7 protein-coding genes are annotated in these 13,467 nt (G+C 70.4%); 2 read left to right on the forward strand and 5 right to left on the reverse strand.

Annotated elements, in window-relative coordinates:
• From pgaD to pgaA, 4 genes are all read right to left on the reverse strand, one after another.
• On the reverse strand, positions 1 to 940 hold a 940-nt coding region (gene pgaD / locus A7A76_RS05455), incomplete at its 3' end, for a poly-beta-1,6-N-acetyl-D-glucosamine biosynthesis protein PgaD (RefSeq protein ID WP_206410242.1).
• Entirely contained in the window at positions 937 to 2,196 is a 1,260-nt protein-coding gene (gene pgaC, locus A7A76_RS05460) for a poly-beta-1,6-N-acetyl-D-glucosamine synthase (RefSeq protein WP_206410243.1), read from the reverse strand. The genes pgaD and pgaC, both read right to left, overlap by 4 nt.
• Positions 2,197 to 2,290: 94 nt before the next feature.
• Positions 2,291 to 4,243, reverse strand: a complete 1,953-nt coding sequence (gene pgaB, locus A7A76_RS05465) for a poly-beta-1,6-N-acetyl-D-glucosamine N-deacetylase PgaB (RefSeq protein WP_206410244.1) — start codon at positions 4,241 to 4,243, stop codon at positions 2,291 to 2,293.
• Positions 4,244 to 4,245: 2 nt separating this feature from the next.
• The gene (gene pgaA, locus A7A76_RS05470) at positions 4,246 to 6,348 is read right to left on the reverse strand and encodes a poly-beta-1,6 N-acetyl-D-glucosamine export porin PgaA (protein WP_206410245.1); all 2,103 of its coding nucleotides are present in this window, start codon (positions 6,346 to 6,348) and stop codon (positions 4,246 to 4,248) included.
• Between the two features lie 319 nt (positions 6,349 to 6,667).
• Between pgaA and A7A76_RS05475 the strand changes: the two genes are divergently transcribed.
• Positions 6,668 to 10,081, forward strand: coding sequence for a GH92 family glycosyl hydrolase (locus A7A76_RS05475; RefSeq protein ID WP_206410246.1), 3,414 nt, complete (start codon positions 6,668 to 6,670; stop codon positions 10,079 to 10,081).
• A 371-nt stretch (positions 10,082 to 10,452) separates the two neighbouring features.
• Positions 10,453 to 12,774: a hypothetical protein gene (locus A7A76_RS05480; RefSeq protein WP_206410247.1), complete on the forward strand. Its 2,322-nt coding sequence runs from the start codon at positions 10,453 to 10,455 to the stop codon at positions 12,772 to 12,774.
• Positions 12,775 to 12,780: 6 nt separating this feature from the next.
• Here A7A76_RS05480 and A7A76_RS05485 read toward each other — a convergent pair.
• A partial coding sequence (locus tag A7A76_RS05485; protein ID WP_206410248.1) for a hypothetical protein occupies positions 12,781 to 13,467 on the reverse strand: 687 nt, incomplete at its 5' end.

Here is a 13,467-nt window from a genome sequence, read left to right on the forward strand (position 1 = left end):
GCGCGGCGGCGTTCGCCGCCGCGGCGTCCGCGCTGCCGGCGGACGCTGCGCCGTCGGCCGGCCCGATGAAGCCGGCGTCGTCGGCGTTCGCCGGCAGCGCCGGCCGGTCCATGCCCGGCGCGCCTTCCAGGCCGTGCACCGGCGCGGAGCTTTCGATCTGGCGATAACCGTGCGAGACCACGATCAATACGCCGATCACCAGCGCGATCGCCGCCAGCGCCACCACTAGCAGCCAGTGGTTGTTCGGCGCGGTCGCGGCGCGGGTGAAGCGCGGCTTGGGCGGCAGCGGCGGGAACGGGTTTTGCGTGGGCGGGTTCGGCGTCACCGCGGTCACCGACAGCGGCACCGCGTGGTTGGGATCCATGTGCAGCACGCTGACGCGGCCGGCGTTGAGCGCCTGCGCCACTTCGGCGCTGGCGCCGAGGCTTTGCGCGACCTCCTCCAGCGGCACATCGGCCAGACGGGTACGGCGTTCGGCGTCGCTGCCGGCGAAGCGCCAGCGGTTGTACTCGGCCCAGATCAGCAGCAGCGCGACCACCGCGGCGGCGGTGGCGGGCAGGGCCAGCATCAGGAACGGATCGACCTCGTGGGTGCGCAGGTACAGCTCCGAGGTCACCGTGCGCAGGCCCAGCAGCCACAGCACCAGGGTCAGCACCGGCGTCCACAGGTACAGATAGGCCAGCCAGAACGCGCCGGTGACCACGCCCCACACGGTGCGCGGCAGCGGGTGCTGCGAGCCGGGTTTCTGGATCAGGCGCGAGTCGTGCTTGTGCGAGACGGGCTTGCCGGGCGGTGCGGCGGGCGCGGCGGATTTCGCCGGCGCCAGCGGCGGCGCGGCGGTGCTGTGCGCCGGGCGCGCGAAACCGTCGGCGGCGCGGCCGGTGTCGGCGCCGCGCGGCGTTGCGTTTTCTTCGGGCGGGCGGCGGTTGTCGTTGCTCATCGCAGTCCCCGGTCCGGGCTGACCCAGGTCGCGCGGGTGCCGCGGCGCTTGAGCAGGGCCTTGGGCACAGCGGTGACGGTGGTGAAGAAGCTCAACAGCCAATAGGCCATCGGATACCAGATCATCCAGTAATAGTTGCGGCCGACGCCGGTTTCGTAGCGGCGGTCGATGATGATGCTGGCGGCGAACTGGAGCAGGCAGATCAGCGCCAGGATCACCCCGTGCCAGGACGGCAGCAGCGTGCTCACGCGCAGTTGCACCGGCAGATCGATGAACAGGCCCAGGGCCCACAGCAAGATGATGAAGGCCATGATGTAGGCCCAGGCGACGCTGGCGACGTACTCGGCCATCACCGCCCACATCCGCCGCTTGCGCCACGAGAACAGGTCGCGGCTGTGGCGCATCAGCACCTCCACGCCGCCCTGGGCCCAGCGCAGGCGCTGTTTCCACAGGCCCTTGAGGGTTTCGGGCATGAGGATGAAGCACATCGCGTTGGGTTCGTAGCGGATGTCCCAGTGGTCCATCTGCAGGCGCCAGCTGATGTCGATGTCCTCGGTCACCATCGAATCGGACCAGTAGCCGATGCGGTGCAGGGCGCTTCTTCTGAACGCGCAGATCACCCCGGACACGGTGAAGATGCGGCCGTAGACGCGCTGGGCGCGCTTGATCATGCCGATGATCGAGGAGAACTCGCCGACCTGCAGCCGACCGAGCAGGGTCGAGCGGTTGCGGATGCGCGGGTTGCCGGTGACCGCGCCGACGCGCGCGCCGGAGATCAGGTGCCAGACCATCCAGTGGGTGGCGTATTCGTCCAGCAGCGCATCGCCGTCGATGCACACCAGGTATTCCGAACGCGCCGCCAGCGCGCCCATGCGCATGCCGTTGGCCTTGCCCAGGTTGCGGTCGAGGTGGACCACGCGCAGGCGCGGGTGGACCGCGGCGAGGCGGTTGAGCTGTTCGCCGGTGTCGTCGCGGCTGCCGTCGTTGATCGCGATCACTTCGAAGTCGGGGTAGCGCTGGGCGAGCGCGGCGGCGATGGTTTCGTGGACGTGGTCGCCTTCGTTGTGGCAGGGGATCAGGATGCTGACGAACGGCGCCGCGTCCAGCGGCGGCGGGTCGGTGCGGCCGCGCGCGCTGCGCTCGCGGCGGAAGTAGTAATACAAGCCGCCGGCGATCCAGAAGAACGACATCACGATCGGATAGAAGAACGCGAACTGGAACAGCGCGGTCAGCAGCGGACTGGTTTGAGGGCTCATGCGGGGCGACGCTCCATCGACGGCGGCCGGTCCTGGCCGCGCGCCGGTCTGGTTTCGAAGGTGCGGTCTGTCTGCGCGGTGCGGCGGTGGCGGCTTATTTCTCGAGGTAGGGGAAGCCGCTCGCGGACATGATTTCGCGCGCGTCGGCGGTGGAGGGGCGGTCGCCGATGAAGTCGTCCGGGTACCAGGCCAGGTGGCGCGCGCCGTCGGCCTGCAGGCGCCGGGCCATGCGCTTGAGCTGCTCGCCGGGGATCGGCTTGCTCTTGTCGCGCCAGTCCACGGTCTGCAGTTCGAAGATGGTGTGCGACAGGCCGCGCGGCGAGGCCTTGACCCGTTCGACCAGTTGGTCCATCCAGCGCTGCGGGTCGCGGCTGTTCTCCATCCACGGCATCGCCATCACCGCGGTGTAGTCGTAGGCGTTGTTGAACGCGGCCAGGTCCTGGGCGAACCAGCTCTCGCTCTTGGGTTGCAGCACCGGCGCGGCGAACAGGTTGCGCACGGTGATCAGCTTGGGCCGCCATTTGCCGGCGGCGCGGGTCAGCTCGTGGGTGAAGTCGATCAGCGCCTGGGTGCGCGCGGCCGGCGCGTCCGGGGCGATGCCGCGCAGTTCGTCGTCGCGCAGGAAGGCGTCGTCGTGGAACAGCAGGCCTTCGGTGTAGCCGCTGATGGCGAGGTCTTCGTAGATCTGCGCGACGATCTCGCGGGTGCGCGGGTCGAACGGGTTGAGCCGGTGGGTTTCGGCCGGGTTGCTGGACTTGATCGCCAATTGCGCGTCCAGCGCCTTGTCCGGCAGCTCGTAGCCGAGCACCGGCAGCCACGCGAACACCTTGGCGTGGGCGCGGGTCTTGATCTGCCAGGCGACGCGGTTGAACAGGTCCGCGCGCATCGGCAATTGCCGGTTGGGGAAGTACAGCGCGTCGGCCGAGCCGTTGCCGTCGGGGTCGGCGAAGGCCTGCAGGAACACGTGGCTGGGGCCGACCTGCTTGATCCGCTCGATCAGCTTGTCGAGGTTGCGCGCCTGCTGCGCCGGGTCTGGGTCGTAGACGTAGTCCAGGTCGACCTGCAGCGCGCGCACGCCGTCGAGTTCGGTGTCGTGGCGCAGCTCAAAGGTGAGGTCCTGCACGGTCGGGTTGTCGAACACCAGCAGGCGGGCGAGGCCGTGCAGGTCGCGGCCGACGGTCTGGTGGCGGCCTTCCAGGTCGAAGGTGACGCTCATGCCGAGCTTGTCGGCGATGTCGTTGGTCTGGCTGTTGTAGGCCGCATACGGCCACACCACCGACTGCGGCGACACGCCCAGTTCGCGTTCGATCTTGGTCTTGCTGGCGGTGAGGTCGCGGCGCACGCGGTCGAGGTATTCGGCCTCGGTTTCGTAGCGCTGGGCCTTGACGCTCCACTCGCGGGTGATCGCCGCGGGCATGGTGTTGCCCTGCGGGTTGGAGGTGATGCCGCGGTGCAGGTTGTCGCTGTGCGAGGAGATCTCGACCAGGCCCGAGGCCTGCATCTCGCGCAGCTGGTCCCAGGTGACGAAGTCGTCATGGGTGAACATGCGCGGGCCGTAGTCGACCTTCTGGTCCTTCGGCAGATCGACCCAGCCGGTGACCACCGCCATCAGCGCCGGGTAGTTGTAGGCGCGCAGCAGCGGGAACACGTGGGTGTAGATGCTGCGCAGGCCGTCGTCGAAGGTCAGCAGCACGGCCTTGGGCGGCAGCTTCTTCTCGCCGCGCGAGGCCTTGATCACGTCGCTCAGCGACACCGGGCGGTAGCCGTGGCCGGACAGCCAGTCCAGGTGCGCGGCGAAGTTCTGGGTGCTGACCGCGTAGGCGTCGGGGTCGCCCTTGCGCGCGACGTCGTCGCGCACGTCGTGGTAGCTCAGCACCAGCAGCTGGTCGCCGCGGTTTTCGCGTTCGGCCGACTGCGCGGCGCTGAGGTCCTTGTCGTCCGGGCCTTGCGCGGCCGGCGCGGCCTGCGCCGCCAGCGGCAGGGCCAGCAGCAGCGCGGCGGCGGCGAAGGCGCGGCGCAGTGCGGCGCGGATGGATGCGTGCGTCATGCTCATTGCTCTCCCCAGCGGAAGCTCAGGTCGAAACCCAGACGGTCTTCGCGGATGCCGTCGTAGACCGGGCGCGACCAGTTCACGCCGTAATTCAGCACCCGGCCGGTGCCGAAGCGCCATTCGTGTTCGTAGCGCACCTGCGGCACCCAGTGGCTGCCGAAGTTCTCCTGCCAGTACGGCCCGGCCTGCACGGTCAGGCGTTGGCGGAAGTGGCGCTCGTAGCGGCGCCAGGCCAGGTGGTCGATGCGCAGGCCGAGGTTGAGCGAGCCGTCGCGGCTGGGATTGAAGTAGGGAATGTCGGGGCCGGTGCGGCTGGCGCGGCTGGCGAACACGTCGGCCAGGCCGTCGATCAGCAGGTGCGGGCGGGTGTACAGGCGCTGCGCGCCGCTGAGGCCGAACGCGGTGCGGGTGTTGTCGTCGCTGTAGCGCAGTTGCTGCGCGGTCGCGGCCAGCGAGCTGCGTTCGCTCGGGGTCCAGCGCAGGCCCAGGCTCAGCGCGTCGGCGTGCAGGCCGGCGCGGCGCGCCTGCAGCGAGGCCTCCGGCGTGGTCGTGTACCAAGAGGCGGTGCCTTGCAGCACATCGCTGAAGCGCCAGCCGGCATCCAGGTAATAGCCGGTGCGGTCGCCGCTGGGCAGCCAGCGGTCGTTGCTGCGGTCCACGCCGAAGCCGAGGGTCAGGCGGTCGTAGGCGTACAGCGCGCCGACGCCGGCGCGGCGGTCGTGGACGCGCTCCTTGCCGCCGTCGCCGTTGTCGTAGTCGGCCCAGGCGTCCTGCGCGTGCGCGGTCAGGCGCCAGCGATCGCCGATCAGCGGGCTGGCGACTTCGATCTTGTGGGTCGCATCGCGCGAGCCCAGCGGCGAGGCGGTGGCGGCGCGGTCGCCGTCCGAATCGCTGCGGCCGAACGCGGTGGACACCTGCCACTGCCAGCCCAGCCGGCTGTCCCAGGAGCGCCCCATCTGTTCGACCTGGACGTCGCGCGCGCGGTTTTGCAGCAGTTCGTCGTGGATCGGCCGGGCCAGGTCGACGCGGTTGTGTTCGAGCAGGCCGCCGACCTGGCCGACGCGCGCGGAGACGTTGGTCGGTTCCATCGTCTGGGCCATGCGGAAGCGCTCCAGCGCGCGGTCGGTCCAGCCGCGCTTTTGGTAGAGCACGCCCAGGTCGGACTGCAGGCCCGGATTGTTCGGGCCGATCCTGGCCATCGCTTCCAGGCGCCGCTGCGCGCCGACGGTGTCCTCGCCGTACAGGCGGATCATCGCCTGCTGGCTGTCGGCGTCGTAGTGGCGCTGGTTCTGGTGGCTTTCCTTGGCCCCGGGCACGCGCACGAACGGCGGCTGCGCCTGCTTGATCTTTTCCAGCTGGCGGTCGGCGTCGCCGAAGCGTTCGCTTTCGGAATAGGCGTAGGCCAGCTGCAGTTGCGAGTCTTCGTCCTCGGGCCACTGGCGGGTGACGGTCTCCAGCACGGTCGCGGCTTCTTCCGGGTGCTTGGCCGCCAGCAGCGACTGGCCGACCTTGGCCAGCGCGTACATCGGCACTTCGACTTTTTCCGCCTGCAACGCGCGGTAGCGCTCGACGACTTCGGCGTGGCGCTCCAGGTAGTTCAGCATCACCAGTTCGTCGAAGCGCGAGCGCAGGTCGGCCTGTTGCTGCTGCGGGGTCTGCGCGGCGCGGCGCTGCGCCAGCAGTTCGCTCGCCTGGCGCATCTCGTCCAGGCGCTGGGCCTCGCTCTGCGGGTAGCCCGCGCCCCACAGCACGCGGCGGGCGAAGCGGTCGGCGTCCAGGCGCTGGCGTTCGCCGTCGCTGAACAATTGCGGTTTGGCCTGGGCCAGGCTCCAGGCGCGCTCGGCGCCGCCGAGGTCGGCCAGGGTCAGCACTTGCAGGCGATAGAGCCGGTCGTCGCCGGGCCGGGCCGCCTGGGCGGCTTCGATCCGCGCCAGCGCCGGCAGCCATTGCCGTTGTTCGCGCAGGCGCTCGATCTCGGGCAGGGGATCGCCCGCGGCGGCGTCTGCGTTATGACGCGATGCGGCAAAGACTGACGTTGAGGGGCAGGTTGCGATCACCGCCGCGAGCGCGGCAGCGAGGGCCAGGGGACGCTGTGTGGGCATGGGCACCGGTTTCCGTGGGGGCCCGGGACGAATCTGGGCCGATCAAAAATGTGAAAAAGATCACATTTCGCGATAGGGACGCAAAAGCTGTGCCAAGAGGATGTGAACGGCGCGCAGTTCTTATAATTCAAGCCGTTGTTTTGATTGTATTTTTGTGCCGTGAAGAGGGCGTCTAGCGTGCTGCGCCGCGGTTTGACATTGTTCTTTTAGATCGATTCAAATCGGCTTCGAGCACGAGTAAGGCGCCGATCGGCGCGGTTCGCGACAGACGCCGGGCGCCCGCTGTGCGCTGCGGAGCCGGGGCAAGGGAGCATTCGATATGTCGGTAAACCGAGGCGGCCGCCGCGCGGGCGCAGGGCTGGCGGCGCTGGCCGTGGCATTGGCCGTGGCCGCGCAGGCGCAGGCCAAGGGCCGGACGTTCTGGAGTTCGTTCGAGCCGGCCGACCCGGTCGCCTCCCTGCTCGCCGGCGCCGAGCCGCGGCTGAGCCCGGCCGGCGGCCCGCCCGCCGCGGCGGCGCTGACCGCCAAGCCCGACGTCGGCTTCACCGGCCTGCATTCGCTGCGCTACGACGGCCGCGGCGGCGGCGAGCAACGCGCGCAGGTGTTCGAGGTCGATGTGCCGGTGGGCAAGGACAGCGAGCTGTCGTACCGGCTGTTCCCGCTGTCGGCGCGGCAGCTCGATGCGAAGGCGGGGCAGCTGGACGATCTGCGCTACGCCTCGACCTTCGTCGCCCTGGACCTGGAATTCGACGACGGCAGCCGCCTGTCGCAGCTCAAGCCGGCCGACCGCTACGGTTTCGCCCTGACCGCGCGCGGCCAGGGCGAGGCGCGGCTGCTGTACCCGGACCAGTGGAACGCGGTCGCCAGCCGCATCGGCGAGGTCGCCGCAGGCAAGCGCGTGCGCAAGATCGTGCTGGTCCACGACGGCGGTGCGGGTGCGGTGTACGGCGGCTATCTCGACGATGTGCGGATCGAGCCGGCGCCGCGGCGCAAGGACAAGGAGCTCGACAAGCTGGCCGCCAAGCACCCCAGCGAATTCGTCGACACCCGCCGCGGCAGCAATTCCAACGCGCGCTACTCGCGCGGCAACAACTTTCCGGCGGTGGCGCTGCCGCACGGCTTCAATTTCTGGACCCCGACCACCAACGCCGGCTCGCATTGGATCTACCAGTACCAGGAGCGCAACGGCGAGGCCAACCGGCCGCGGCTGGAGGCGCTGGCGCTGTCGCACGAGCCCAGCCCGTGGATGGGCGACCGCCAGGCGTTCCACATCCTGCCGGCGCCGGGCGAGGGCGCGGTCGAGTTCGACCGCGGCAAGCGCGCGCTGAGCTTCGGCCACGACCAGGAAACCGCGCGCGCCGATTACTACCGGGTGCGTTTCGACAACGGCATGGTCGCCGAGATGACCCCGACCGACCACGCCGCGATGCTGCGCTTCACTTTCCCCGAAGCGCGCGGGCGGTTGCTGTTCGATCAGCGCGACGAGCGCGGCGACATCGCGCTCGACCGCGACACCGGCACGCTCAGCGGCTGGACCGAGAACAAGAGCAAGCTCTCCGCCGGCGCCGGGCGGCTGTATTTCTACGCGCGCTTCGACCGGCCGGTCAGCGAGGGCGAGCGCCTGCCGCGCGAGGCCGGGCGCGAGCGGGTCTCGGCCTGGTACGGCTTCGAACTCGGCCGCGAGCGCCAGGTGACGATGCGCATCGCCACCTCGTTGATTTCGGTGGCGCAGGCGCAGCGCAACCTGGAACTGGAAATCGCCGCGGACGACGACTTCGACCGTGTGCGCGAGCGCGCGCAGGCGGCGTGGGACGCGCAACTGGGCATCGTCCAGGTCGAAGGCGCGCCCGAACACGAGCGCGCCACGCTGTACTCCAATCTCTATCGCCTGTTCCTGTATCCCAACAACGCCAGCGAGAACACCGGCAGCGCGCAGCAGCCGCGCTGGCAGTACGCCAGCCCGTTCGTGCCGGCGCCGTCGCAAAGCAGCGCCGAACGCACCGGCGCGCGCATCGTCGACGGCCGGGTCTACGTCAACAACGGCTTCTGGGACACCTACCGCACCGCGTGGCCGGCGTATGTGCTGCTGACCCCGACCCGCGCCGGCGAGATGATCGACGGCTTCGTCCAGCAATACCGCGACGGCGGCTGGATCGCGCGCTGGTCGTCGCCGGGCTATGCCGACCTGATGGTCGGCACCAGTTCGGACGTGGCCTTCGCCGACGCCTGGCTCAAGGGCGTGCGCAATTTCGACGTGCGCGGGTTCTACCAGTCGGCGATCCGCAACGCCGCCAGCGCCAGCCCGCTCGCCGGCGCCGGGCGCAAGGGCATCGAGCGGGCGATCTTCCGCGGCTACACCGACACCAGCACCGACGAGGGGCTGTCGTGGTCGATGGACGGCTACATCAACGACTTCGCCATCGGTCAGTTGGCCGGCGCGCTGTCGCGCGAGGCCGGCGCCGACGATCCGTATCGCGAGGCCTACGCCGACGATGCGGCCTATTACCGCAACCGCGCGCTCGGTTACGTCAACCTGTTCCATCCGCGCCTGGGCTTCTTCCTCGGCCGCCACCGCGACGGCCGCTGGCGTTCGACCGACACCGAGTTCGAACCGACCCGCTGGGGCGGCGACTACACCGAGACCAACGCCTGGAACATGGCCTTCCACGCGCCGCAGGACGGCGCCGGGCTGGCCGCGCTGTACGGCGGGCGGATCGCGCTGGGCAACAAGCTCGACCTGTTCTTCGCCACGCCCGGCACCTTCGAGACCGGCAGCTACGGCGGGGTGATCCACGAAATGCTGGAAGCGCGCGACGTGCGCATGGGCCAGTACGGCCACAGCAACCAGCCCTCGCACCATATTCCGTATATGTATGCGATGGCCGGACAGCCGTGGCGGATCCAGGAGAAGGTGCGCGACATCATGGATCGCCTGTACGCCGGCAGCGAGATCGGCCAGGGCTATCCGGGCGACGAGGACAACGGCGAGATGTCGGCGTGGTGGTTGTTCAGCGCCGCCGGTTTCTACCCGCTGCGCATGGGCTCGCCCGAGTACGTGATCGGCGCGCCGCGCTTCGAGCGCATGAGCATCGCGCTGGAGAACGGCAAGCGCATCGAGATCCGCGCGCCGGGCGTCGGCGCGCGCAATCGCTACGTGCAGTCGCTGAAGATCGACGGCGAGCCGTGGGAGCGGCTGACCCTGCCGCATTCGCGCCTGGCGCAGGGCGCGCTGCTGGAATTCAAGATGGGGCCGATCCCGTCGAACTGGGGCAGCGCGGCGGCCGCGCTGCCCGAATCGCTGAGCGCCGACGGCGAACCGCCGAAGCCGTTGCGCGACCTGGCCCGGCGCGACAACGCCAATGTCGCCGGCTTGAACGCCAAGCAGACCGCGGCGCTGTTCGACGACGACGCGACCACCTCGGCCCGGCTCAACGCGCCGATGCCGTTGCTGAGCTGGAACTTCAAGGCCGCCGCGACCGTGCGCCTGTACACGCTGACCTCGTCCGACAAGCCCGGCGACGCCGCGGCCTGGGCGCTGCAAGGCTCCAACGACGGCCAGCAGTGGACCACGCTGGACGAGCGCCGCGACCAGAATTTCCCGTGGCGGCGGCAGACGCGCGCGTTCGCCATCGCCGCGCCGCAGGCGTTCTCGCGCTACCGGTTGCGGCTGGTGGGCGAGGGCGCGGGTGGGATCGAGCTGGCCGAGGTCGAGTTGTTGGGCGAGGCGAAGTAGCCCGGCCGGTTGCGCCGCGAGCTTGGTGCGTCGCGGTCGCGACTCGCGTCGCTCCTGCATGGGCTGCCTGTAGGAGCGACGCAAGTCGCGACCGCGCCAATACAACCGCCGGCGCAACCGCGCCCGCGCGTGACCCACTGCGCGCTTTAACGCCGATCCGCTACCGCCGTCGCAACCCGTGCCCGCGCGGCTTGCGAAACCTTCCCGCCGCGTCCCGTTTCCTGCCCACGCCCGTCCTTCGCCGCCGTCGCGCGCCGCGCTAAGGTCGGTGCGCGCGACGGTTCGCGCATGTGGTTCAACGCAAGCCCACTCCGCCGGCGCGTCACGCCGCGCCGGCCACTGCGCGGACTGGTTCCGCAAACGAGGCTGACATGGACACGAAGGGACTCACACGGCGCGGCCTGCGGCGATGCGCCGCAACGCTGGCGGCCGGTTTGCTGCTCGCTGCGCCGCTGGCGCAGGCGCAGAATTTCGAAACGTATTACGGGCAGCCCGAATGGCGCGACGCCGCCGAGGACGTCAAGTCGGTCGCCCAGTGCCCGGGCGGCGGCTCGGTGACCGTCGCGACCCGCCGCAATGGCAGTTCCGACCAGGTGCTGATCACGCGCATGGACGACAACGGCGTCAGCGACGGCGCCGCGCCGGGCACCTGGCAGCGCGCGTATCCGATCGCCGGCGCCAAGTTCTCCTCCGGCCTGGGCATCGTCGAGCTGGGCGAACGGCGCGGCTTCGCCGTCACCGGCACGGTGCGCGCGGGCGACAGTTCGCGCATCTACGTCATGAACGTGGACTGCGCTGGCAACCCGGTCTGGACCACGGTGCTGGAGAACGCCGACGGCACCGCGATCGCCACCGGCCGCGACCTGATCCAGAGCGGCGCGCTGACCTCCTCGGCGACCGGCGACATCGTGGTCGTCGGCGACGAGGTCGTGCCCAGCCAAGGCCGGACCTTCGGCCGCATCGTGCGCCTGGGCCTGGGCGGCAACGTGATCTGGGACCAGCGCTACGACGGCCGCGAATGGCCGTCGCTGCAGTTCCGCGCGGTGACCGAGAACCTCGCCGCGACCGGCGCGTTCACCGATCTGGTCGTGGCCGGCGGCGCGTCCGGCGGCGATCTGCGCAAGGCGCTGATGTTCCGCACCGACGCCAACGGCGCGCCGGTGTGCGCCACCACCCTGGGCGACGAGCGCGAGCATCGGGATTTCTACGGCCTCACCGCCTTGCTGTCGCGCGGCTACAGCGGCGACACCGTGCTGGTCGGCGAGGCGCGCGGGCCCGCGGAAGGCGCGCTGCCGCGGCCGTACCTCGCGCGCTTCGGCCGCGCCAGCTGCGATCCGAAGGCGCAGGCCGACTGGTATGCGCCCGACAAGCAGGGCTTCACCGCGTTCGATGTGGTCGAGGCCCGCAACATCGACGGCAACGACGGCGCGCTCGCCGTCGCCGGCACGATCTACGGCACCCAGGGCTTCAGTTTCGCCGCCAATCCGGCCGACCTGCGCCAGTACGCCGCCGGCCCGCTGGCCCGTCTGTACGGCAACGAGAAGCGCGAAGCGATCTACGCGATCGACCGCAAGGGCGACCGTTTCGTGCTCGCCGGCTACACCGGCGCCGACCGCGACGGCTCGGGCGATCCGCAGGACGTCTACTTCGTGCAGAGCGATCCGGTGCTCAAGACCCGCTGCGCGCAGGACTGGTTGCCGGAAGGCATGGGCGTGGACCTGCCGTACAAGGACACGCGGCCGGAGCCCAAGCGCATCGACAAGTGGTCCGCGGCCGGCACCGAGCCGATCGTGGCCAGCGACTGGAAGTACGCGTGCGAGCGCGATCCGCCGAACGGCTGCCCCGGCGTGATCGACAACGGCACCGTCATGCTCGGCGTGCACGATGCAGGCTACCTCAACATCGAGTGTCCCGCGATCAAGCCCTCGATGGGCCTGTACGGCACCAGCCTGGTCGGCCTGCGGCTGATGTCGACCAACGGCGAAGCCTCGGCGCCCGGCGCGCCGTGCGAAGGCTGGGGCGTGGCCAATGCCGACCCGGCGTTGCCGATCACCGCGCACGCCTCGCGTTGCGGCACCACCGCCAATGTCGTGGCCGCGCCGCTCACGGTGCAACCGACCGCGCCGTTCGACCGGGCCACCTCGACGGTCACCGTCGGCAGCACTTTCCGCATCGTGCACCGCTTCATCCCGACCGCGGCGACGCCGTTCCTGTACCGCGTCGAGGTGTCGATCCAGAACATCGGGCGCAGCACGGTGAAGGACCTGCGCTATACCCGCGGCATCGATTACGACGTGCCGCCGAACACCTTCTCCGAGTACATCACCCTGGCCGGTACATCGCCGCTGCTGGTGGGCTGGAACAACAACGGCTTCACCTCGCTCGATCCCCTGGCCGTGCATCCCACTACCGGCGCGATGACCGACAACGGCCCCGGCGACCTCGGCTCGCACATGGATTTCCGCCTGGGATCGCTGGCGCCGGGCGCGACGCGCAGTTTCGTGACCTACTACGGCGCCGCGCCGACCGAACAGCAGGCGCTCAACGCGCTGTCGTCGGTCGGAGCCGGCCTGTACTCGCTGGGCCAGCCGAACTACCTCAACGGCAGCCCGTGGACTGCGCCGATACCGGGGCCGGACGGCCCGCTGCTCGGCGTGCCGAACACCTTCATGTACGGCCTGCAGACCAAGTAAGACGCTTCAGTCGTCGGCCGCGAACGCGGCCGGCGACGCCGCGCCGTCGCGGGGGCCGTTCGCCCGCGCGACGGTCGCGCGCAGGTGCAGGTGCATCGCACCGGCCAGCGCGCACGCGGCCAGCGCGGCCGCCAGGGTCAGGCTCGCGCCGGCCAGGCCGCGGGTTTCGACCAGCCAGCCGGTGGCCAGCGCCGACAGCGGCATCGCGCCCATGGTCGCGGCCGAGAACCAGGTCATCTCGCGCCCCATCCGGCGCGGATCGGCGCTGCGCTGCAGCCACGACAGCGAGCGGATGCCGTAGTGGTTGCTTGCTGCGGCGAGCAAGCCGAACGCCAGCACCGTCGCGCCCAACGGCCACGCCGCCGCGCCCCAGCCGAGCAAGGCGTAGGCGAGGGCGGCCGCGAGCCAGCAACCGGCCACGCCGTACAGGATCCGTTCCATGCGCTCGGGCGGGCGCCGCGCCGCCAGCGCCGCGGCCAGCGACACGCCGAGGAACTGCGCGGCGTAGAGCGCCAGATAGCGCGGATCGTGGCGCTGCACCAACAGCACCGGCAGCAGGATCTGCACCGGTCCGAACGCGAGCAGGCTGCTGGCGAGCAGATAAAGGTAATAGCTGCGCGCGATGGCGGGCGCGGCGCCGGCGGTGGCGTTCGCCGTTGCGGCGCCGGCGTCTGCGGCGAGCGCTTCGCGCCC

The sequence above is a fragment of the Lysobacter enzymogenes genome (genome assembly GCF_017168095.1).
GTDB classification, from domain to species: Bacteria; Pseudomonadota; Gammaproteobacteria; order Xanthomonadales; family Xanthomonadaceae; genus Lysobacter; species Lysobacter enzymogenes_D.